Below are 22,649 nucleotides of genomic sequence, written 5' to 3'. Positions count from 1 at the left end.
ACGCTTTTTATTTCTTAATCTGAATTAAATCCAGTTCTCATCACCAAAATATGAATAATAATTAAATTTTTATAGTATAAATATTGATCATTAATTTCCAAAGAGATTTTCTGTGGAGAATTCCACATTTTCTGTTTTGTTTGAGCAATTTTAATTCCCTTTAATGAATAAGAATAATTTTGATTCAAATCAAAAAAGTCGTCTTTTTGTCTTTTCAAATTTTCATTTTTATTAAACAAAATATAATCATAAGTAAAATCTTTGATTACTTTTTCTTCTATCGTTTTTTGAAATAAAATTTTGATTTTTTGTAATTTAAAGGGCAATTGAAGAATTTCAATTTCCAAAATCAAATCATCTTTATCGTCGAAAATCTTTATAATATTCTTTTTTGTCCATTTAAAATCAATTGTCGAGTAGAATAATAGTATATCATTTTCGTAAACATACAAACTTTGTTTTTTATTTTCTACGAGTTCAATTTTCATCAAAAAATATATTAGTTTGATTCCACTTCAAACAGCTGCACCTGATTTTTCAATCTATCAATCAGCAAATTCATCATTCTTTTATTTAAGTCCGAAGAATTTTGGATATAAGTATTGTATTCGTCGACTGTAAAAAGCGCCATTACGATTCCTTTTAGCGAATTTCTAAACTTAATGTCTTTTTGAATGGAATTTTCGATTGTCTGAAGTTTCTTTTCTACCGAGTACGAATAAAAATCAGGTTTGTTTTTGTTTACATAATTGATAAAAACGGCAATGAATAAGTCATTTTGGAGCTTCAAAATAGGTCTGATGGTTTGGTTTTGAAAGATCTCATCTGCTGAAGATTGAGCGCTTACGGTTCCTAAAGTTTCGCCTCTGAATTCTTTTAAAAAAGTGTCTCTATCTTCCATGATGTTCGTTTAAAGTTTTTCTTAAAGTTAACTAAATAATCCCACAGTAAAAACCTATTTTTGTTTTTCTAAAAATAAATTATGCGATTTTTTCTGTTTCTATGCTTATTGTTAGCTTCTTGCAATTCAAAAGAAGACAAAGAAAAATACAATCATCAATTGTACCGTGCCGTAAATAATAAAGACACAGCCGTTTTAGATATTCATATAAACGACAAACGTTTTTATGGGCGCTACGAGATTTCGCATTACGGAACCGGAAAAGATTCTGGAGATGTCAGAGGCGATTTGAGAGGCGATACGCTTCGAGGAGATTATCATTATATTTCTTTTGGAGGCGCTTGGAAAAGAGTTCCTTTAGCACTTTTAAAGAAAGACGGAAAACTTTATTTGGGTAAAGGCGTAATCGGAACCTATTTCAATCTTCCGTGCTACGTTCCAGAAGTTCCTATTGAATATAAAAATCCAGAGTTCCTTTTTGAAAGGATAGAGAAGGAGTGAAGGAATGTTTCAAGTTTCAGGTTTCAGGTTTTAGGTTGAATGGCTTGTGTATTTTAACGCAAAGAACGCAAGGTTTTGTTATATGCCAAACTTAATATAAACGCAAAGTTCACAAAGCTTTATCTAAAAAACTTTGCGAACTTTGCGTAAAACTTTGCGTTCTTTGCGGTAAAATACACGCAATCTATTTCAACTTGAAACTTGAAACCTGAAACGTGAAATAAAAATCAATTTAACGTTGAAGGCAGTTCAAAAATTTCAAGATCAAAATACCTTACAGATGCCATAACGTGGTCAAAAATATCGGCCATGATATATTCGTAATTTGCCCAGCGTTTGTCGCTTGAAAAAACATAAATTTCCAACGGGACTCCGTGCGCGGTTGATTGCAACTGCCTACACATAATATGCATATTTTTGTTCAATCCCGGATGGTCATGCAAATACTGCATAATGTATTTTCTAAACAACCCTAAATTGGTCATGTTTCGGCCATTTAGCGAAAGCGTTTTATCAATTCCTCTAAGGTCATTGTACTTGTCAATTTCCGCTTGACGGCTGTCAATATAAGAGGTTATCAGCTGTACTCTTCGCAATTGGCGCAAATCTTCATCATTTAAAAAACGAATTGTACTGCTTTTTATCAAAATATGCCTTTTAATACGCCTCCCATCAGATTTCTGCATTCCGCGCCAGTTCTGAAAGGAATCGGAACTTAAAGCATAAGTCGGAATTGTGGTAATGGTGTTGTCAAAGTTTCGAACTTTTACAGTGGTCAGATTGATTTCGATAACATCACCATCAGCTCCAAATTTATCCATTGTAATCCAGTCGCCAATTCGAACCATATCGTTTATCGCAACCTGAACACTTGAAACGAACCCAAGGATTGTATCTCTGAAAATTAAGATGATAATTGCCGAAAGTGTTCCTAGAATAGTTAATAGTTCGCCTTTTTTGATTCCGAATAAAGTCGAAATAATCATGGCAACGCCAAAAATCCAGAGCACAATCATAATAACCTGAACAAAACTGTCAATTGGTTTGTCGCTATACTCAGGTTTTTGTTTTAAATAATCGCGCAACGAATTAAAAATAGTTCTAACAATCCATAATCCGAGCAGAACGATGTAGATGCCGACGATTTTTCCAAACATGGATTCCCAATACTCGTATTTATCCAAAATAACGGGAACAGCTTTATAGATAAAGAAAAACGGAATTAGGTAGGCGGTATATCTAGTTGTTTTATTCTGAATTAGATAATCGTCAAATTTAGTTTTGGTTCGCTGAGCAAACACAGCAGTCAAAGTGACCAAGATAAATTTGGCTGCGTAATAAATTACATAAGCCAGCGCTATCAAAATAGCAATATTAATGACTAGACTGGTATAAGACGCCACATTACGGCTCATTCCCCAATCTCTAAAAACAGGATATAAAAAATTAAATATTTTCTCCAAAAGCTTATGCATTTGCCTTAGTTTCTAGATATTTTTTCTCAATATAAAAAGTTCCAAACGGAATAAGAGAAGCAACTAAAATGATTGCAAAAGTTTTTAAATCCCAGTTCATTGATTTTTTCAATAAAAAGGCCAAAAGAATGTATCCGATAAATAAAACGCCGTGTGTCATTCCTAACGGACGCAATAAAGTATGATAAAGTTCAGGATTATTATTTTTGATAATCAACATATTAGCAAATAACACTAAATAAGAGATCCCCTCTAAAATGGCAGTAACTTTGAAAATCTTGAGCATGTATATATTTTTTAAGTTTTATTGGGGCAAAATTACGGATTATCGTTGGTTTTTCGGATATTTATAAGGAAAGTAATTTACTTTTGTAACCTTAAGTTTTGAGAATGAGTAAAAGAGATTTAAAAAAATATTTAGGCGAATTAACCAAAGAGCAATTGGAGGAACAATTGATAGAATTGTACGAGAAATTTGCTCCTGTAAAAGTATATTATGACTTTGTTTTTAACCCAAAAGAAGACAAATTGCTTCAGGAAGCAAAAGTCAAAATCTCGCACGAATATTTCCCGATCAAAAAACCTGGAGCAAAATGGCGTCCAAAAGCCAAAATGCGAAGATCGGTTGCTCAAAAATTAATCAAACATTTTATGATGTTGGGCGTAGACTCATATGTTGTTGCCGATATTATGCTTTACAATATAGAAATTGCGCAAACGTTTTCTTCGCAAAATTTCATCAAGCAGGAATTATTCTACAAAAGCATCTTCAATTCTTTTGAACAGGCGGTAAATTTTATTGTCTCTAATGGAATTTTTAATGATTTTAAATTGCGAATTAATGCAATTCAGGAGGAAACTTTAGCGCAAAAATGGAAAAATAAGTACGATTTTGAGGCCATTTTAGAGAAAATCGGCTACTAAATGCCTTTCTCATAAAAAATCTTTATTCAAAAAAAAATATTTATTTTAGGTTAAAAGAAGATGAATAACTGTTTTTTCGATGTATTTTTGCAAAAATCCAAAAATAAACAATGTCTCAAACTTTAGAAATACAAAGAGAAGATAAAAAAGAACTGTATGCATACCAAAAAGGCGATATTGATGCCATTTTTGACCGTTTAGATAATGCTCCTCCAAAACACCATTTACTGTATCAGCTTCCGACAGGGGGAGGAAAAACAGTAATATTTTCTGAAATCGTTCGCCGCTATTTGTCTAATAATGACAAAAAAGTGGTTGTTTTAACGCACCGTATCGAACTTTGCAAGCAAACTTCAAAAATGCTGACAGGTTTTGGCGTTACAAACAAAATAATCAATAGTAAAGTAAAAGAATTGCCGGATCAAAATGATTTTTCTTGTTTTGTGGCAATGGTTGAAACATTAAAAAACCGTATTAATGATGAAAAGCTTCATCTGGACAATATTGGTTTAGTTATTATTGATGAGGCACACTACAACTCATTTAGAAAATTATTAAACTCATTTAAAAATGCTTTTATTCTTGGAGTAACGGCAACGCCTTTGAGTTCTAATATTAAATTGCCAATGCACCAAAGCTACCACGAACTTATTGTTGGCGACACTATTGGTTCATTGATTGATAAAGGATTTTTGGCTAGAGCAACGACTTATAGCTACGATGTTGGATTGACTTCGCTGAAAGTAGGTATCAACGGTGATTATACCGTAAAATCTTCAGACGATTTATATACGAATACTTTGATGCAGGAGAAACTGCTTCATGCGTACACAGAACGTTCTCTAGGAAAGAAAACATTGATTTTTAATAACGGTATCCATACTTCTTTATATGTATATGAAACTTTTAGAGAAGCAGGTTACGATATTAGACACTTAGATAATACAAGCAGTTCTGAAGAGCGTAAAGACATTTTGCAATGGTTTAAAAAGACTCCGGATGCAATTTTGACTTCTGTCGGAATTTTAACAACTGGTTTTGATGAGCCGACTGTAGAAACGATCATTTTGAACAGAGCAACAAAATCTCTGACATTGTATTTCCAAATGATTGGCCGAGGTTCTCGTAAATTGCCTGGAAAAGATGAGTTTACAGTTATTGATTTAGGAAACAATGCGGCCCGTTTTGGTTTATGGAGCGATCCTGTAAACTGGCAGCATATTTTTAAATCGCCAGAGTTTTACTTGGAAAATCTGCGTGACGACCATGAAATTGAAATGTTCTTTAAATACAGTATGCCGCCAGAATTGCGAGCAAAATTCAGCAAAACAGCCGATGTAGGTTTTGATGTAGATGAAGAGCACAAATTAATCATTAAACAAAATCTTCGTTCTAAAGTCGTTTTAGATAAATCTCTAGATCAGCACGCTTCGATGTGTGTAGACAATACAGAAACGCTGCAGGAAGCAAAAATGCTGGCTAAAGAACTAGAAGATGATATCGAAGACCGTATTAAACGTTATTCTAAATGTTTAAGCCAATGCAGTAAAAACTACCGCGAATGGCTGGTGGACGATTACAAACAAAGATTAACTTTATTGATTGGTAAAAAGTATCGTGAAAAAATCATGAACGAACCAGATTGATAAATTTAGTCTGAAAGTCTAAAGTTTAAAAGCCATAAAGTTCCTTTACAGAACTTTAAATAAAATAAACCATTAATATATTTAGAAGCAACTCTAAATATATTAATGGTTCAATAATTTTAAGGAGAAATAAAATCTTTAAAAGATTTTGGCAAAATCAAAAATCTAAAGTCAAAAATCTAAAATTAAAAAATCATGTCTCAACCATTCTCAACATTAGGAATTTCAGCACCAATTTTAAAGGCTTTAAGCGAATTAAATATTGTTGAACCAACAGAAATTCAGCAGAAAACAATTCCGTTATTTTTGGGCGAAACCCATGATATTGTAGGTTTAGCTAAAACAGGAACAGGAAAAACTGCCGCTTTTGGACTCCCGCTGCTTCAATTGGCAAACACAGAATCGAATGCCGTTCAAGCTGTAGTTCTAGTGCCAACAAGAGAATTGGGACAGCAGATTTTTAGAAACTTAGAAAGTTTTTCAAAATATATTCCTAATATATCTATCGCTCAAATTTGTGGAGGAACTCCAATAAAACCTCAAATAGAGCGATTGAAAGAAGGCGCTCAAATCGTTGTGGCAACTCCGGGACGTTTAATTGATTTGATTCAGCGCAAAGCGATCGATTTGAAGCAGACGGATTATTTAGTTTTAGACGAAGCTGACGAAATGGTGGCAATACTAAAAGAAAGCTTAGATGAAATTGTTGCCGAACTGCCTAAAAAACACCGCACTTTATTATTTTCGGCAACGCTCCCTGGAACGATCAAACAGCTGATACAGAATTATTTACATAAAAATGTAGTTCAGATAAGCGCCAGCATGGAAACAGTTGGAAACGAAGGAATTGACCACGAATATATTGTGGTGGATCCTATTGAAAAACTGGAAGTTTTAATGCATTTTTTAAATTCTAGAGACGGAGAACGTGGAATTATCTTCTGCAAAACAAAAGCTGCTGTGAATAAATTAGCTAAAAATCTGGCGATAAATAAGTTCTCATCGGGTGCGCTTCATGGAAGTTTGACACAGGGAATTCGTGATAGAATCATGGAGCAGTTTCGTGAAGGGCACATCAATATTCTGGTTGCAACCGATCTGGCGGCAAGAGGAATTGACGTAAAAGAAATCTCATATGTGATTAATTACCATCTTCCTGACACTTACGAAAATTACGTTCACCGAAGCGGAAGAACTGCAAGGGCGGGGGCAAAAGGACTTTCTTTAACTGTTTTGCAGCAAGAAGAAGTTTTTGAAATTGCAGATTTTGAAAGAGAATTGGGAATTAGATTTTCAGAGTTTAAAAAACCTTCAGCTGCGAGTCTAGAAGAAAACAATATGCTTTTATGGGCCAAACAGATCTTTAAAACAAAACCAAATCATGAACTTTCAGGAGATTTAAAAACTAAGGTTAAAACCATTTTTCACCATTTGACTAAAGACGAACTAATCGAGAAATTAATGGCAAGTTATGTCCTACAGAACAAAATCGATATAGTTGATAAAACCGTTAAAAAATTCAAAAAGTAATAAATATGACAATTGTCATTGCATATTAAAGTTGTATATTTATAAGGAATTATTTTATAATCCCCTTAATTAAATATATATGAAGATAGTCATTATTGGAGGCGGATTTGCAGGAATCAATCTAGCAAAAGAGCTTGTAAATCAGCCTCAAATACAAGTAACGCTTGTAGACAAGAATAATTATAACTTTTTCCCTCCACTTATATATCAGGTTGCAACGGCATTTTTAGAACCATCGAGCATCAGCTATCCTTTTAGGAAATTTTTTGCCGGTAAAAAAAATCTACAGTTTCGTTTAGGCGAACTATTGTCTGTTTCTCCTGCTGAAAAGAAAATCACTTTAAGCAACGGAGAACTAGAATACGATTACCTTGTTTTTGCCACTGGAGCTGAAACGAGCTATTTTGGAATGGAAAACGTGATGAAAAACGCTATTCCGATGAAAACCTTAAATGATGCCATCGTAATGCGTAATACACTGCTTAAAAACCTTGAAAAAGCTGCCATATGCAAGGATATGCGCAAAAGACGTAAATTACTTACAATTGTAGTAGCAGGAGGGGGGCCAACAGGAGTGGAAGTTTCTGGAATGTTTGCTGAAATGAGAAAAAATATTCTGCTGAAAGAATATCCAGAATTAGACACCTCTGCCAGCAATGTTTATTTAGTCGATGGCGGTGATGCGCTTTTGTCGCCAATGAGCAAAGATTCACAAAAAGATACTTTAGAAGCGCTAACAAAACTTGGAGTTGTAGTAAAATTAAACACCAAAGTAGTTGATTATGTAGACGATACTGTAGTTTTTGAAAATGGAGAAACCATTAAAACCAAAAACTTAATTTGGGCTGCAGGAGTATCTGCCAGAATTTTCGAAGGAATTCCTAAAGAAAGCTATGGGCGCGGCAGACGTATGGCAACTGATGAATTTAATAAAGTAAAGGGTGTAGAGAATATCTATGCAATTGGAGATACCGCTATTTTAGCAGGAGATAAAAATTTCCCTGACGGTCACCCGCAGGTTGCACAGGTGGCTATTCAGCAAGGTTTAAATCTGGCGAAGAATTTTAAAGCCATGGTTGCCAATAAACCTCTTAAACCATTCGCTTACAAAGACAAAGGATCAATGGCAATTATCGGAAAAGCAAAAGCAGTTGTAGATTTGCCAAGTCCAAAATGGCATTTTAAAGGTTTCTTTGCTTGGATCATCTGGCTGTTTATCCATTTAATTTCTTTGATTACGTACAGAAACAGATTAAACACATTTTGGAACTGGATGGTTGCGTATTTCGCAAAAGACCAATCTCTCAGAATGATTATCAGACCAGATAAAAAGACGCAAAATTAGAGTTTTAAATTCCAATTTATAGAAAAGCCAAGATCAAAAGATTTTGGCTTTTTATTTTTAAATCATCGAAGTTTTAGTTTTGGAATTTGGAATTTCTTTTTTGGAATTTAAAACTTTTAATGGCCTACTATAACATCGTCGCTATCAGACAATTCTACTTTTTGTTTAATGAAACGTTTTCCGATATTTAGAACAATAAATGCTGTAATAGTTGTAGTGGTCATGATTGCAACCATAGGAGTAACAGAATTTTTAACAAAAACACCAACCGCAAACGATGCCAAAGCTCCAATTCCTAACTGAATTGCGCCCATTAATGCAGAAGCGCTTCCAGTATTCTTTGCAAAAGGAGCAAGCGTCAATCCAGCAGTATTTGGATTTGAGATTCCCAAACAAGCCAGAAACAAGAACAGCATGACGATAGTTTGATACAATCCCAAAAGGTCATTTAAAGCCAAAATTAAGAACACAATACTTATAACAGATTGAGAAATTAAAGCACCAAAAATCATCTGTTCGCTTGAAAAACGCTTTAACAGCATAGAATTCAACTGACTTGAGCCGATAAAACTAACAGACATCAAGGCAAAAATCCATCCATAAGTTTTAGCATCAACTTTATAAATATCCATAAAAACCAGTGGAGAGGCTGCCACATAAGAAAATAATCCTGAAAAAGCGACCGCACCTGTAAATGCGTAAGTGTAAAATTGAGGTTCTTTTAAAACCAAAGCAAAATTAGAAAGAATCGGTTTTGGCTTTAACGAAATTGAAGTATCTGGCTGATATGTATTTGGCAACCCAAATTGCGAAGCCAATAAAATAACAATTCCCATGCACATCAGTATAAAAAAGACAGCGTGCCAGCCTAAATCTTCGGTAACATAGCCGCCAATAGTGGGTGCCAGCATAGGAGAAAGTCCAACAACAAGCATTAAAAGCGAAAACACTTTAGGAATATCTTTTACAGGAAATAAATCGCGAACCATTGCCACAGAAGCTACGGTTGCGGCACAGCTTCCTATGGCTTGAACAAAACGCAGCAGTATAAAAGAATCAATATCAGCAACATAAATACAGCCCAAAGAAGCAAGAATATAGATCAGAAGCCCAATAAATAAAGGCTTTTTGCGTCCAAAACGATCCAAAAGAGGCCCATAAAGCAACTGTCCAGCAGAAATTCCGATAAAATAGCTCGATAAACTCATAGAAACTTTAGCCACAGAAGTATTTAAGTCTTTTGCAATTCCTGAGAAACCAGGCAGGTACATATCTATTGAAAAAGGACCAAGAGCGGTTAAAGAACCTAATATCAGGATGAGCTGTATGTATTTTTTTGTTGTCATTTTCTTAAAAAAAGGCGTATAATTTTTTACAAAGGTAAAGATTTCATATCTTGTAGTATGACTTGAAAAAGTTTAAAACAATAAATTAAAGTAATTGTCAACTTATTTAGTGTAACTCTTTATGAATCTTTAAATTAGAAAATTATGAAAAAGTACCTTTTACTATTAGCAGTTTTATGCACGTCAATTTCATTTGCACAAACCATTACATCTAAACAAGAAGAAGCGAGTATAGACCAATACGAACTTCTGAAAAAAGTAAATCAGTATTACCCGGACATTACATTAAGCAAATCGGTCACAAATTTTTATGCAGACGGAAAAATTATCGATTCGCAGCAGGATTTTGATTTGAGAGGAACAAAATTTTCAAGTTACAAATTAGGAATTGAGCCAGGAAACAAAAAAGTTAAATTTGATTATAATTCTGATGCAACTGGCCATGTTTATGGAGACGTTACTATTTTTAATGGAAATGCTCTTCGAACAACTTTTAATGAAAAGACAAATCAGATTGATGTATCATTAAATGGAAAATCGGTTTATTTGAAAAAATTATAAATTTAATACGATTTAGAAAAAGCATCGCAGACCTGTGATGCTTTTTTAGTTTATATTTGATTCAGATTTTAATAAAACAAAATACAATGAAAAAATTTCTTTTCCTAGCATTTTTAATTTCCATGCAGGCATTCGCACAACAAAATAAATTTTCTGGAACATGGGGAAATCAAAAATGCAAAGACTGCAAGAAAGAATATATTTTTACAATTACGATTGCACAGTCTAATTATAAGGTTTTTGGAACCGCCGAAGTTACAAGCGAACATAAAGAATTAAACTCAGGCATTCTAGAAGTTTCTGGACACGTTTATCCGCATGGCGATAAAGCGCAGATAAAATTGATAGATAAAAACGGAAATAAATCTAGTGCAGTTTTATTTGTAAGTGACGCGGTAATTCAATTTACTAAAAATGGAGGAAGCGACATTGTACCAAAAGACATGATTTTGAACAAATTATACGAATAAGCTCTTTTCTGGAGCTATTTCATTTTGAACTATAATTTATAGTATGATTTGCAGTATGTCCAAGAAGATGTTAACAACTTTATTAACAGTATAATTTAGCCTTATTTTTGAAGAAATCTAATATATAAAAATTCGGAACATAAAAAAAGCCCCGTTTTATTGGGGCTTATTTATTGGTTATTATTACCTGTATTGCTTGTGATCAATAGCTATGAGCACATCAAATTGAATTCTGTTGGTATTCACTATTGACGAATTACTTTCCGTTTTACCACCAACTTGAAAAATCTGAGCAACTGTAATTTTACCACCTACGTCATCTTTATTTCCTTCACTTGATTGAACACCAATATCAAAATTTATTTTTCTATAATTATTACTTACACCTTCTGAATTGGGTGATTTTTCTTTGATATATTGCTGACCTTCGATAAGTCCATCGACAATTTGTTTTATAGATTCTGATATAAATTCTTTTAATTCCATTCTTTAAAACGTGTATTGGTTAATATTAGTTAATTTCTGTAAATAACAATTTATATTTTTTTATCCTTTTACCTCATTAATTAATTTACCATTAATAAAATATTGCATTAAAGATTTTCCTTTATCAAGTTTATACAATGTCCTTACTGTATTACCATCAAACGTTCTTACTTCACCAAATGTCAAAACATCGTCTGGAGTTAAAAATGTGTATGATAAACAGCGATTATCTAAAATTGTGACATTGTACATTTTATATTTTGAAACATTTTCATAAACAACATCAGCAGAAAGAAACTCATTTGTTTTAAAATTGTTTTTAAATTTATTCTTAACCTGCTTACTAAGCATAATATCAGGATAAAATGAATTAACTTTTTTTATCAGTTCATACTGCTCGATCGTTGCAACATCTGTTTTTTCAAGATAGACTTTCATATCTGAATCCTGAGCAAAAACAGGGATTGAAAGTAATATTAAAAGCAATAAAGTAATTTTTTTCATGTGGTTTTGTTTTGTGAGTTTATAATTACTAAAGATTTCCAAATATAGTGCCAATAATTTTAATTTCACTTTGTCAATTGCTATAAAAGAATAAATAATTATACCTTAAAAAAAAGTTTTATATTCGTCATATATAAATAACATAAACCTAATAAATATGAAATTCATTGAATTAACAACAGAAAGTGGCAAAACGTATTTTATTAACATCAATTCAATTGATTGCATTTATGGAACAGCTGGCAAAGGGTCAACAACACTTAAATTTGCAGGCGAAACTATAACATTTAATGTTGAACTTACTGAATTAAGCAAAAAATTAAAAGGCGAGGAAAAATAAAAAAAAAACAGAACAAGCCTTTGTAAATTAATACAAAGGCTTATCTATAATATACTCATTATAGTACTGTCTTGAAATGTACTTACCTGTTTTACGGTTGTAAATATTAATGTAATGATAATCAAATTTGATATTCTTACACCAGTTATGCAAGTAAAATATTGATTTACAAAACTCAACTTTTATTGGTCTTACAGATTTATCTTTATTAAAGATTGTACAGCTATAAGGAGTAGGGGTAGTATTAGCCATAAATCGTACTGATTTGTATTTCTACATCTTGAAGAAGATTTTTAATTTTGAAACCGCCATTTACACAAACAAATGTTGAAATGTCAAATTCTCCTTTTTTGATGATACTTGTACCTTGTTCAATGTAATTTGTCAAAATCCAAAATTCATTAGTTCTTATATCAGTGAAAATGTAAACTCTTAATCCGTAAGGATATGAGGTTTTGCTAGTTGTCATTTTTACGTAAAAATCTCCAAACTGAATGATACCGCCGTTATTCTGAACGGGGAACGATGTAACCAAATCATAACCATTTCGAATATAATTTGGGGTTTCACCCTGAAATTCAATTGTATCTACGTGAGTAGAATTCGGGTAAGTATCATAACTACCAATGTAAAATTTGTTATCTCCCTGAATTGTTCCGAGATTAAGCATTGAATAAACCCTACGATCAAATGTATAGCCTGAACCCTGAGAAAATCTGCCATCGATACGAAATTGAGGTAGCTTATATTCTTTAAGGTATCTCAAAGGTTTTTTCTGAAAATCACTAAAATTTGAAATTTCTACACTTGATGAGCTACTTCCATTAGGAATGATAAAATAAATTTCTGTAAATGCAGTAGCAAAGTAATTTTCTGGAATAACATTTAAATCGACATTGCCTAAATCATTAATAACTGATAACATAGGTAAACTATCGTAATTCAAAAAATCAACACCCTGAACACGTTTATTGTCGACAAATACAGATAAAATGAAAAATGGCGTTTGAATTCCTCTAATTAAATATCCCTCAGAAGATTCAATCTCTTTAACTTTGACAGCATAAGTATCATCTATATATTGAATAAAATCCATATCTGATTAATTAAATAACGGAACTTTTTTCAAGTCCGAGGTTGATAAATATTTTTTCAAATCGGCTTTTAAGTCACGTCTTGTTATAACGTAATAACAGCCAATCACTAAAGGAACAGTTGTAACTTGTCTTACTTTTAATAACTCGTTAATTGTCTCTTTTTCATTTTCGAAATTTGACATTGGCTCAGTTAACCAAGTGTACCAAGGCGCGTCTTTTGTCTGCTTATTTGTTCCTAACCAAACCGCTAAAGATTCTGCTATATTATGAACTTCTTTACGAGGTGTAATTTTGTTCAGTTCAATCTCTTTCGTCATTGGGTTAGAAACAGCAATTTTTAAATCTTTTTCTGCATCTTCCAAAGCTTTTTCCTCGGCATCTTGCGTGAATTTAGCATACCACTTTTTCAATAATGGATAACACACAATGATACCAACACATAAAAGCCAGTATTTCTGCAGAAAATCAAAGAGCCAAACAGTATTGGCTTGGCTCTTTGTTCTATTAACTATCTCTCTTTGAGCCATAATTATTTTTTCTTGAATAATTTATAAGCTAAAAATCCTGCTAAAGCAACTAATACAACATTTGCAATAGTCTTATTGTTTGCGTAAAAAAGTTTGATTTTATCTAACATCTTGTTTAAATTTTGAATTAATAATTTTTATCGTTTTCGGCGTTTGTTTAGACTGTAACGCTGTAAACAGTATAAAAAAAAAGCAGTACGGGAATAATCAAATAATTGAATCTGAATTTCTTTTTTGCATTTACGGTAACGCTTGCAAGATTGTAATCTCCCATAATATCGATTGCATCCTGAATATCAGAATCGTAAATTAAATTATGATCGGGAGCGCATTCGTGCTTAATAATTGCCCTTGCAATAACCATGTAAAACTTTGCATCTACAATTTTAATTGTTTGGTCAGGGTCTAAACCGACAGCTTTTGAAATAACCTCAATATACTTTTGCGTATCATTTTCAAATGGCGGTGCATATTCGGTTATAAGTTTTCTTACCGTATTTTTTCCTTTGTCAATGTCGTTTGTCAAATCTCGCAACATGGCACGAATACCGTATTTTACTTCTGTAAACTGCTCAAAATGTTTGTCGGTATTTTGTGCATTTGGTATTTTTCCCTGCCAAGCAATATTTGTCAAAACCAAGTTACCCGGATTATTATTTCGAATACCTCGTGTTAAGTCCTTTCTACCTAAAAAATTACTCATTTTCTTCTACAATTTGAGGTTTAGCAGAGGTTTCAGGCTCGTCTTTTCCGAAATCAAGTTTGCCTAATTCATCAGAAACAACCTGAATACCTTTTAAAATGGCAGTAACAACCGCACCATATTTCACGATAATACCAATTATCGAAACAATTCCTTTCAAATTTTTCATAACTTATTTTGTTTTAATTGTTTTCTTTTTTCTAAATGTTCTTTGAGTAAATCAACTCCCTCATGAAGTATAAGAGGGAGGAACTTTAATATAAACCTAAACATTAGTTCGAACGAATAAATGTTCCTGCATAACCACCGTTTTTTGCACGAGGATTAATTACAAATGCCATACTGTCAATTACGACCTTACCGCCGTTTTTCTGCATTGTTCCCCAATGAAAAGATTGAACACCAGTTTTAGTGTTAGTAAAAGTGCATGCCACAGAACCAAACCAACCTTTGTCTGAAAGATTTGACTTTGTTGTTGTCACACATTTAATTGCAATCAATTCTCCTTTAGCTAATCTCCAACCAGTTGTTAGATGCTGTTCAACACCTTTATTTGGACCCGAAACAGGGGTGTAAGTAGTGTACTTTGCACCTGAATGCTTTACTTTTTGTTTATTATTGTTATAATTCTGATTATTGTAATTATAACTTTTTCTATTTTGTGCCATTACTTTATAATGTGTTTAATTAATAATATGATTTCAGCCAGTTTTTTAATTATGATTACTGCCGAATCTATCAGAAATACAATAAGATAGATTCGATAGTAATTTTTAGGCTTACGATCTTTTTCGAGCAACTCTTTTTCCTGAATTATTGCTATCACGTCTTAAAAACCAAATCAATGCAATAAGACCAGCGACAGCACCTAAGACAATTTTCCAGTTTCTTTCGAACCAAACCTTAATAGTTGAACTCACTACAGTAGCACCAACCTGACCTGAACCCTGAACAAAACCAGTACTTAAACCGTCATTTATTCCAGTTGTTACAGCTTTCGCAAAAATCTGAGAACCTGCGTTTGCTACAGCACCAACCGTTTGACTTGCAGTATTTAAAGCCAGTTGTTTGTTATATTCTTCCTCAGCTTGTTTGTTTGCTTTTTTCGCTTCGTGAGCGTCCTGCAAATTCTGCGATATATTTTGAACAGTTCCGCCAACGAAAGGAATTGCCCCCATAATAGGAGTAGCAACCTTTACCAAATTTTTGAACGAAACATTTTTCTTAATCGCAGTTCCAATTTTTTTGAAAAATCCCATAGTTTACACAGTTTTTAAACATCTTACGACGAAATTAATAATCGAGCCTTGAGACTTATTAATCTCAATTCCAACGACAGCCACCAAAGGGAGAGTTAATCTATCCGCTAAACCTTGAACAACTTTTCCGTCTGAAAGCACAGCTTGGATTGGGTCAATATCACGGCTTAAAGTCTGCAATTCAAAAGGAAGATACTTAACGACTTGACCGTTTGAATATTGGTAAGACAAATCACTTACTGAATTATCTACAGTCATGACAGCCAAGTCAAACCCTTGAACATCAATTTTTTTGTTGAACTCCTCTGACGCAACAGATTTTTGTTCGAAGAAAAATAAATTGTTGGTTTGTTGTGGCTCTTCAATACCGTGCAAATCGTAACGTTTTCCTGCGATTAAATCTTCAAGAGTAATTTTAATACTCTCTTTATCTGCAAGATAAATCGAACCTTCGTCTGCCAATTCGCATAATGCAATCAAAGCATTATCTTCATCGGATTGAGTGTTTTCAGTTCCGTAGGTACTTGCTAAAATGAAATCTTTAAGCAACACTTTGTTTGCTAAAATGACATTCGAACCGTTTCCACGTTCAATGTAAATACTGATTTTTTCAGTAGTTAAGGCTGATAAAGCCACATCACTTGAAACAATCAAAGCACCGATTGCTTTTGTTACTTGTAATTCTGGCGATTTTGTAACGCCTGTAATAGTTGCAATTTTCATTTGTTATAATTTTATTTGTTTAAATTTCTTTCACAAAGGTTATTGCAACTATTATTTGACGTTTTCTATTTCTTTCTATTCCTTTCTAATTTTTTCTATTTTTTTCCAGTTTAAGAAAGAATTTTGTACTCAATTAAATCCGAAATCATTAAATATTTCCTTTTTAATGCGAGACTATCTAAAATGATTTGATACTCTTTTCTTGCTGTAGGGTAGCTGACTTCAAGAATGTGCATTAATTGAGTTTTGGTAACTTTTTGGCTTGTATTCTGTGTTTTCATGGCTTATAAAAATAAAAGTTGGTGTTCGTGGAATAATTCAAAGTCAAAATCATTTACTAATTTTTCCTTTGTTCTAAACTCATGCATATAGAAATGTAATTTGTTTCTGAACCAATTTATAAGTGGTTTTTCAGTAATCATGTCTAAATCTTCAAGTAAAAGATTTAGAGCAACGATATAAGATATATCCTGATTGTTTGCGTAATATTCTCTAAATAGAGATTTTGCAAGACGTTTTTTAATGGTTGTAGAAGAAAGAACAACCTTTTTCAAGCGTTTAATTATAGGATTGAACTTGGTAATTTGAGATTGCAAAAAATCAAAATCAAACAAAACTATTTGCTTTTCTTTATTGATTTGGCTTTTACCAGTATTCTCACGAAGTTCAAAAAATCCTTTATTTGCAATCTTCAATAATTCATAAAGGTTAGCTTTATCAAAAACACCCCAAGTCATTGCTTGACTGATATTTACATTTCCTTTCGAATGTTCGTTTAACCCTCTAAAAAACGCTGAATTTAACTGATATTCAAAACGCCAAACATTCTCATTTTTCAAACCATTATTTGCGTAATATTCGTTTATATATGGCTTTTCAGTTAATTGCAAAGACAGCGTTTTGTTATAACATCGAATTATTTTGTCGGATGTTCTTTTTCCTATTTGGAAACCGTTAAGTATTGATTTTCCTTTGTACGTTTCAAAATAGCTTTGTAAATTTTTCGGACGCCCTGAAATAAGGTAGTTACCTGCAACCACATTACTATATAAATTACGGTAAGAATTGTTGATATCAGACTTGTCAAGACATATATCCAGTCTATTAACAGACTTAAATAAGTAGTTCGTTTCATCGCAAAAAGCATTTATGACACCTTTTAAAGCGTCGTTAGATAATGTATAAAATAGATTGTTTTCAAATTGAAGCTGTGCAAATTGTTCGCTCATAATTGCAGAACGTGGTTTTGCTGTGTAAATACCGATTTTTAAATCTTCATAATATAAGTCTGCTCTAATCTCAAAAATCTTAGTTCCGTATTCATAAGGTTTTAAGCGAAACTTTGAATGTTCAGGAAATTCTCCAAACGGTTGACCCTCTAAATTGATAATTAAGTAGTCTATATTTATAAGAGTAGGTTTTAAATTATTGTTTTTGAATTTTGTTTGGGCTTGATGCCTTTCTCTATATGAAATCATTGTTTTTAGTAGGTTTTGAGTGAGTTAGTTGCCGTTATACCCAACGGCAACGAGAAAAATTTTGAACTAATATTTCTTTGATTCATTTTTAACCCAATCTAAAAAGGCGAAAAATGTATCTTTAATATATTGGGGGAGACCTATGGTTTTAATTTCATAGCAGTAAAACAATTTACCATCCTGAGTATATGATTTGTATTTAAATTTCAAAAAGCACAGATTCTCAGTCGCTATATCTTTCAATACTTCGTAATGAAGTTTTCTATAAATTTTTACTTCCATAAATTATTTATTTAAGAGGTTACGTTTTGCCACAGCGAATAATGATTCTTTGGTAAATCATTGACAGTAAACTGCTTTTTAGAAATTGCTTCTGAAATTTTCTTTTCAAATTCTAAGAACTTAGTTTTATAATGGATTATCTGAGAATTAGACAAAACATTTATTTTTTGCGCAATCTGTTGAATTTCTCTAATTAAAAAATCATGCTGATATTTTAAGCCAATTAAGTCTACAGTTTCCACAGGATTTTTTGAATATTCATTCAAATCAAAGTTTAAACTGGCTAATTCAAAGATTAAATTTTCTCTTTTTTGAATTAATTTTAGAATTTCAGACATATATTAAGGTATTAGCAGATTATGTTTAAGAAGTTTTGAAATCAGGGTTTTCATAGAATTACAATAAAAAATAAATTCATGAACACAAAAAGATTGAGTTACTATAAAGCAATCCGTACAAACTTTAATTGTAATTCCTATATTTGAACCACGGATTCTTAGAAATAATGTTTTAAACTTTAAGTGTGAAGTTTTGCAAAAGGGGCGCATCTTTTTCAAGAATGTTTTAGCATTGAAATTTGTGTGACGCATTTTGTTTAATTCTACAAGTAATAGAGTGTAATTCTCTAAAGATGTTCGTTTTAAGGCCATGTGGTATATGTTAATTAGTTATACCACAAATGAACTATAATTTATATTATGTAAAATAGAATATTTTAAAAACCACTCTATAAATGAGCTGTACGTCTTTTTGTTTGAAATATTTTCTTTTATCGAAAATTTATACGCCCTACTTATTTATTAGATGTTCACTCTTTAAATAAATGATAGTTTTATTTCGCTAAGCCAAATTTTAAATCTCGTATAAATGCGCTGTATGATATTTATTTTTTTTTAAATCAAATATTGAAAAATTAGCTAGCTTGAGATATTGATAACTCCGTAAATCTTCCTTGAATTCAAATCAATCATAAATGCGTTAAATGATTTTGAAATCAAAATATTTTCAAATATTGAAAAATTGGCTTCACAAATTATGGATTAATTTGAAAAATCTTCTTAGAATTCAAATCGGTCATAAATATATGTTTTTAGATTAAAAAATTATCAAATATTGAAAAATTATGAGGCTTGCTTCAAAAAGTTTATTTAACTTGTTTTTTAAAACACAATACATTTATAACCCTTATTGGCATTAACTTTTAACATTTCCTTAAAATAAATAGTTTCTGCTAAAGATACTTTCGAAGTAAGACTTTATTTTACTATTTTTACATTCGATACTTTAAAAAATAAATTATCAGATATATGAATACAGTTGCTGAACATATTGCAGATTTTTTAAAAGAATACAAACCGTTTGATAATTTAACTTTTCAAGAATTATCTGACATTGCTACGAATATTCGTGTCATTAATTTAGAAAAGCATGCGGTATTATTTCAAAATAACGATCCGCTTCATGAAAGTTTTTATGTTGTAGCTTCTGGTGTCATTAATCTTACCACAATTGCTGACGCTGAGGAGACTATTATCAATAAATGTCATGAGGGAGATATTTTTGGTTTGCGTCCGTTTTTTGCTAAAAACAACTATATGATGACTGCTAAAGCGCGCGAGGAAAGTATTATTTATGCTATTCCAATCGCTGTTTTCAGACCATTTGTAGCCAATAATTCTGACGTTTTAAACTTTCTGCTGGAGAGTTTTGCTGTAAATTCTCGTCATACTAAAGACAGTATGAGCTCGAATGGCAAATTGATCTCTGACAGCGATTATATTGATCAGCAGACTGAAATGCAATACATTCAGTCACTTAACTACAATAATTCGCCTCTAACTACTCAGGCAAACTCTATAATTAAAGATGTAGCCATTTTGATGACAGATGCTATGGTAGATAATATCATAATTTGCGGTGAAAAAAACCATCCAATCGGTATTGTGACCAACGCTGATTTATCGTCAAAAATTGCAACAGGCCGCTATCCTATTACAGAAACTATCGACAAAATTATGTCCTCTCCGGTTGTGACGGTTTTAGAAAATGTTTCATTGGCAGAGGCGCAATTGCTAATGCTAAAACATAACGTAACCCACTTATGCGTTACCAAAGACGGGACTAGCAAATCTGTTGTAAAAGGAATTATTTCAGAACACGATCTTATTGTAGCTCAAGCTAGTAACCCTGGTGTTTTAATCAAAGAGATTAAGCGTTCGCAGCTTCCAAAAGATTTAAAGCAAATACGCGATCGTCTATCAGATTTAATACAGAATTCAATTCAAAAGAATATTCCAATATCTCATGTTAGCAATATTGCAAGTGAGATTAATCTCGCTATCATTAAAAGAGCTGTAGAATTAGCAATTTTAGATTTAGGCTCCCCTCCTGCACGTTTTGCATGGTTAAGCATTGGGAGTCAAGGGCGTAAGGAACAATTATTGCTTACAGATCAGGACAGTATCTTGATTTTTGAAGATGTTACTCCTGAGAAATATAGAGAAGTAAAAGACTATTTCTTAAGATTGGCAAAACGCGCAACTTCTATATTGGAAAAAGTAGGCTACGATTATTGTCCAAACGGACATATGGCGAGCAATATGCTTTGGTGTAAATCATTGAGCGACTGGACAAAACAGTATAACAGCTGGATGAATACTCCAGGTGAAAACAGCAATGATTTGAGCAGTATTTTCTTTGATTACGAAATTGTTTTTGGAGAGCCAAAAATCGAAGAAGCTATAGAAAGCGTTATCTTTAAAAATGCCGTTAACAATACTTTGTTTTTTGACTTTTTAGGAAATGATGCATTAAAAAGAAATTCTCCTTTAACTTTCTTCAAAAAATTTGTAACCGAAGAAGACGGCCCTAACAAAGATAAATTTGACATTAAGACAAGAGCTTTGATGCCATTAATTGACGGTGCTCGTTTACTAATATTAAATGCCAACATAAAAGGAATTCAGAATACTTATTTAAGATTTAAACAATTAGCAATTACAGATTCTAAAAATGCCGAAATATATTTAAGCTGTGCAGAAGCATTCTTAACCCTTTCTAAATTTAGAACTGTTGAAGGATTAAAAAATGACGACTCTGGCCAATATATTAATCTAAGAGAAATGTCAAAATCTGACAAAGAGAAATTAAAAAATGCATTGTCCCCAATGAAAGATCTGGAGGAGCTTATTAAAAGTAAATTTCAATTGACGCAATTCTCATAAAATATGCTAGACTGGCTAAAAAATATCAATAAAGACTATCCAGACTTCTGGAAAGAGTATTTAACTAAATTCGAAACTAAACCTAATAAGTTTGTTGTCCTATCAACTGAAACTTCTGGCTTAAATCCGGATAAGGATGTTATATTATCGCTTGGAGCCTTTTCTGTTATTGATGATAGCATTGTTATTAAAGAAAATTTCGAAACAGTTTTATTGCAATATAAATACCTTCAGGACAACGGACTGTCAAATGAATTTATCATTGAAAGTAAAATGATGAAGATGCCTGAGCCTGATGCGCTTGAGGCCTTTGTGAATTTTATAGGCAATTCAATTTTAGTTGGACATCATATCAATTTTGATATTGAGATGCTAAATGCAGCTTTAGAACGTCTAGATTGCGGCCGTCTAAAAAACGAAGCTCTTGACGTAGATGTCATGTACAGAAAATTGACTGATATCAATGACAAACAATTTTCTCTAGATGATTTATGCGGTATTTATAAAATTCCAAAAAGCGATAGAAATTCTTCTTCTGAAGATGCATATAGAATTGGGCTTCTCTTCTTAAAGCTAAAATCTAGATTAGGAATTAAATAATTTTTTTAAAATTCTAATCAAAGTCATGAAAAAAAGCTGTCTCAAAAGGATAGCTTTTTTTTATGACTGAATATTTCTAAAATTTATTTTATTTGTAAAACTCTCAGAAGGAAAAAAAAATATTTTGCTTCTCTTAGGCTTAGACAGAAATCCATCCTTTTCGCCTCTCTTATCTATTCTTCTACTTGTAAGAATTAACAGAAAATTACAAGTTCATTGATTTTTCAAATTAATCAAAATCGTAATTTTATAATAAATTATATCTTTAAAATATAATAGTGCTAAATTCTTTTTAAAATTAAAACTCTATGAAAAAGCTATTATTTGTTGTGCCATTGCTATTTTATGTTTCAGCAATTTTTGCACAAGACCAAGATCCTTCATCTAAACGTATTTTAGGAAATTGGTATTCCAAAACCAACCGAAGTATAAAATGGGTTTTTACCCAAGATGGAAAAGTTTATAATTACAACAACGACAAGATGAGCGTAATGTACAAATATACGGTTTCTAACAGTTGTCAGAACTTTTCGGACGATACGGCTGAGTTTATAACTTTACGAGATAAAGACGGAAATGAGTTTTGTTTTAGAATAAATGGAATTAACGAAAATAAAAATGGAATTCTGTCGCTTACTAACTTAAGCAATATGCAACAGCTCCTTTTTTTGAACGATGCAGGTTTAAAAAGCATACAATAATTACGATAAAAAAGCCTCTTAAAAAA

At 32.0% G+C, this 22,649-nt stretch carries 28 protein-coding genes; 11 read left to right on the top strand and 17 right to left on the bottom strand.

All coding sequences use genetic code 11. The annotated features are described in order from the left end of the window. Window positions 1-14: 14 nt before the first annotated feature. Both N4T20_RS15710 and N4T20_RS15705 read right to left on the bottom strand, forming a co-directional pair. The gene (locus N4T20_RS15710) at window positions 15-488 is read right to left on the bottom strand and encodes a hypothetical protein (RefSeq protein ID WP_260670076.1); all 474 of its coding nucleotides are present in this window, start codon (window positions 486-488) and stop codon (window positions 15-17) included. A gap of 11 nt (window positions 489-499) precedes the next feature. Continuing rightward, the gene (locus N4T20_RS15705; RefSeq protein WP_202002736.1) at window positions 500-901 is read right to left on the bottom strand and encodes a glyoxalase; all 402 of its coding nucleotides are present in this window, start codon (window positions 899-901) and stop codon (window positions 500-502) included. 81 nt (window positions 902-982) lie between these two features. Between N4T20_RS15705 and N4T20_RS15700 the strand changes: the two genes are divergently transcribed. Beyond that, window positions 983-1,402: a hypothetical protein gene (locus tag N4T20_RS15700; RefSeq protein ID WP_260670075.1), complete on the top strand. Its 420-nt coding sequence runs from the start codon at window positions 983-985 to the stop codon at window positions 1,400-1,402. Window positions 1,403-1,629: 227 nt separating this feature from the next. Here N4T20_RS15700 and N4T20_RS15695 read toward each other — a convergent pair whose 3' ends face one another. Next, window positions 1,630-2,877, bottom strand: a complete 1,248-nt coding sequence (locus N4T20_RS15695) for a mechanosensitive ion channel family protein (protein ID WP_260670074.1) — start codon at window positions 2,875-2,877, stop codon at window positions 1,630-1,632. Then, window positions 2,870-3,163: a DUF3817 domain-containing protein gene (locus N4T20_RS15690; RefSeq protein ID WP_008464118.1), complete on the bottom strand. Its 294-nt coding sequence runs from the start codon at window positions 3,161-3,163 to the stop codon at window positions 2,870-2,872. Before N4T20_RS15690 ends, N4T20_RS15695 begins: the two co-directional genes overlap by 8 nt. A 104-nt stretch (window positions 3,164-3,267) precedes the next feature. Here N4T20_RS15690 and N4T20_RS15685 point away from each other — a divergent pair, with 104 nt between their 5' ends. The 4 genes from N4T20_RS15685 (at window position 3,268) to N4T20_RS15670 (ending at window position 8,322) form a co-directional block, all read left to right on the top strand. Next, window positions 3,268-3,801, top strand: a complete 534-nt coding sequence (locus tag N4T20_RS15685) for a DUF6155 family protein (protein ID WP_260670073.1) — start codon at window positions 3,268-3,270, stop codon at window positions 3,799-3,801. Between the two features lie 110 nt (window positions 3,802-3,911). Continuing rightward, a complete protein-coding gene (locus tag N4T20_RS15680) occupies window positions 3,912-5,447 on the top strand; it encodes a DEAD/DEAH box helicase (protein ID WP_260670072.1) in 1,536 nt (511 codons plus the stop codon). A 195-nt stretch (window positions 5,448-5,642) separates the two neighbouring features. Beyond that, window positions 5,643-6,977: a DEAD/DEAH box helicase gene (locus N4T20_RS15675; RefSeq protein ID WP_260670071.1), complete on the top strand. Its 1,335-nt coding sequence runs from the start codon at window positions 5,643-5,645 to the stop codon at window positions 6,975-6,977. A gap of 79 nt (window positions 6,978-7,056) precedes the next feature. Beyond that, the gene (locus tag N4T20_RS15670) at window positions 7,057-8,322 is read left to right on the top strand and encodes an NAD(P)/FAD-dependent oxidoreductase (protein WP_260670070.1); all 1,266 of its coding nucleotides are present in this window, start codon (window positions 7,057-7,059) and stop codon (window positions 8,320-8,322) included. A gap of 116 nt (window positions 8,323-8,438) precedes the next feature. Here N4T20_RS15670 and N4T20_RS15665 read toward each other — a convergent pair whose 3' ends face one another. After that, window positions 8,439-9,668, bottom strand: coding sequence for a multidrug effflux MFS transporter (locus N4T20_RS15665; RefSeq protein WP_260670069.1), 1,230 nt, complete (start codon window positions 9,666-9,668; stop codon window positions 8,439-8,441). 144 nt (window positions 9,669-9,812) lie between these two features. Between N4T20_RS15665 and N4T20_RS15660 the strand changes: the two genes are divergently transcribed. After that, on the top strand, window positions 9,813-10,229 hold the full coding sequence (locus N4T20_RS15660; RefSeq protein ID WP_260670068.1) for a hypothetical protein: 417 nt from the start codon (window positions 9,813-9,815) through the stop codon (window positions 10,227-10,229). An 86-nt stretch (window positions 10,230-10,315) separates the two neighbouring features. Beyond that, on the top strand, window positions 10,316-10,699 hold the full coding sequence (locus tag N4T20_RS15655) for a hypothetical protein (RefSeq protein ID WP_260670067.1): 384 nt from the start codon (window positions 10,316-10,318) through the stop codon (window positions 10,697-10,699). Window positions 10,700-10,882: 183 nt separating this feature from the next. Here N4T20_RS15655 and N4T20_RS15650 read toward each other — a convergent pair whose 3' ends face one another. Then, the gene (locus N4T20_RS15650) at window positions 10,883-11,185 is read right to left on the bottom strand and encodes a hypothetical protein (RefSeq protein WP_260670066.1); all 303 of its coding nucleotides are present in this window, start codon (window positions 11,183-11,185) and stop codon (window positions 10,883-10,885) included. 60 nt (window positions 11,186-11,245) lie between these two features. Continuing rightward, window positions 11,246-11,689: a hypothetical protein gene (locus tag N4T20_RS15645; RefSeq protein ID WP_260670065.1), complete on the bottom strand. Its 444-nt coding sequence runs from the start codon at window positions 11,687-11,689 to the stop codon at window positions 11,246-11,248. Window positions 11,690-11,846: 157 nt separating this feature from the next. Here N4T20_RS15645 and N4T20_RS15640 point away from each other — a divergent pair, with 157 nt between their 5' ends. Continuing rightward, the gene (locus N4T20_RS15640; protein WP_260670064.1) at window positions 11,847-12,029 is read left to right on the top strand and encodes a hypothetical protein; all 183 of its coding nucleotides are present in this window, start codon (window positions 11,847-11,849) and stop codon (window positions 12,027-12,029) included. A 244-nt stretch (window positions 12,030-12,273) separates the two neighbouring features. On the opposite strand, the gene N4T20_RS15635 is transcribed toward N4T20_RS15640, so the two are convergent. From N4T20_RS15635 to N4T20_RS15590, 10 genes are all read right to left on the bottom strand, one after another. Next, window positions 12,274-13,125, bottom strand: coding sequence for a hypothetical protein (locus N4T20_RS15635; protein ID WP_260670063.1), 852 nt, complete (start codon window positions 13,123-13,125; stop codon window positions 12,274-12,276). A 6-nt stretch (window positions 13,126-13,131) separates the two neighbouring features. Further along, the gene (locus N4T20_RS15630; protein WP_260670062.1) at window positions 13,132-13,653 is read right to left on the bottom strand and encodes a hypothetical protein; all 522 of its coding nucleotides are present in this window, start codon (window positions 13,651-13,653) and stop codon (window positions 13,132-13,134) included. Window positions 13,654-13,810: 157 nt separating this feature from the next. Then, a complete protein-coding gene (locus tag N4T20_RS15625; protein WP_204251808.1) occupies window positions 13,811-14,356 on the bottom strand; it encodes a hypothetical protein in 546 nt (181 codons plus the stop codon). Beyond that, on the bottom strand, window positions 14,349-14,525 hold the full coding sequence (locus N4T20_RS15620; protein WP_260670061.1) for a hypothetical protein: 177 nt from the start codon (window positions 14,523-14,525) through the stop codon (window positions 14,349-14,351). The genes N4T20_RS15625 and N4T20_RS15620 overlap by 8 nt, the downstream gene beginning before the upstream one ends. A gap of 103 nt (window positions 14,526-14,628) precedes the next feature. Beyond that, window positions 14,629-15,024, bottom strand: a complete 396-nt coding sequence (locus tag N4T20_RS15615) for a hypothetical protein (protein WP_111369146.1) — start codon at window positions 15,022-15,024, stop codon at window positions 14,629-14,631. A 111-nt stretch (window positions 15,025-15,135) separates the two neighbouring features. Next, window positions 15,136-15,615, bottom strand: coding sequence for a hypothetical protein (locus N4T20_RS15610; protein WP_111369148.1), 480 nt, complete (start codon window positions 15,613-15,615; stop codon window positions 15,136-15,138). A gap of 3 nt (window positions 15,616-15,618) precedes the next feature. Further along, window positions 15,619-16,338, bottom strand: coding sequence for a hypothetical protein (locus N4T20_RS15605; protein WP_260670060.1), 720 nt, complete (start codon window positions 16,336-16,338; stop codon window positions 15,619-15,621). 110 nt (window positions 16,339-16,448) lie between these two features. Then, window positions 16,449-16,619, bottom strand: coding sequence for a hypothetical protein (locus tag N4T20_RS15600; protein WP_179004504.1), 171 nt, complete (start codon window positions 16,617-16,619; stop codon window positions 16,449-16,451). Between the two features lie 3 nt (window positions 16,620-16,622). After that, window positions 16,623-17,816: a hypothetical protein gene (locus N4T20_RS15595; RefSeq protein WP_260670059.1), complete on the bottom strand. Its 1,194-nt coding sequence runs from the start codon at window positions 17,814-17,816 to the stop codon at window positions 16,623-16,625. Window positions 17,817-18,109: 293 nt separating this feature from the next. Beyond that, window positions 18,110-18,436 carry a hypothetical protein gene (locus N4T20_RS15590; protein WP_260670058.1) on the bottom strand — a complete coding sequence of 109 codons (327 nt, stop codon included), beginning with the start codon at window positions 18,434-18,436 and terminating at the stop codon, window positions 18,110-18,112. Between the two features lie 969 nt (window positions 18,437-19,405). Between N4T20_RS15590 and N4T20_RS15585 the strand changes: the two genes are divergently transcribed. The 3 genes from N4T20_RS15585 to N4T20_RS15575 all read left to right on the top strand — a co-directional run bounded on the left by N4T20_RS15585 (window position 19,406) and on the right by N4T20_RS15575 (window position 22,623). Then, window positions 19,406-21,322, top strand: coding sequence for a DUF294 nucleotidyltransferase-like domain-containing protein (locus N4T20_RS15585; RefSeq protein WP_260670057.1), 1,917 nt, complete (start codon window positions 19,406-19,408; stop codon window positions 21,320-21,322). 3 nt (window positions 21,323-21,325) lie between these two features. Further along, window positions 21,326-21,922, top strand: coding sequence for a 3'-5' exonuclease (locus N4T20_RS15580; protein ID WP_260670056.1), 597 nt, complete (start codon window positions 21,326-21,328; stop codon window positions 21,920-21,922). A 308-nt stretch (window positions 21,923-22,230) separates the two neighbouring features. Continuing rightward, a complete protein-coding gene (locus N4T20_RS15575; protein ID WP_260670055.1) occupies window positions 22,231-22,623 on the top strand; it encodes a hypothetical protein in 393 nt (130 codons plus the stop codon). Window positions 22,624-22,649 lie beyond the last annotated feature (26 nt).

The sequence above is a fragment of the Flavobacterium sp. TR2 genome (genome assembly GCF_025252405.1).
Lineage (GTDB): Bacteria > Bacteroidota > Bacteroidia > Flavobacteriales > Flavobacteriaceae > Flavobacterium.
This window is presented reverse-complemented; position numbering and strand designations above follow the sequence as displayed.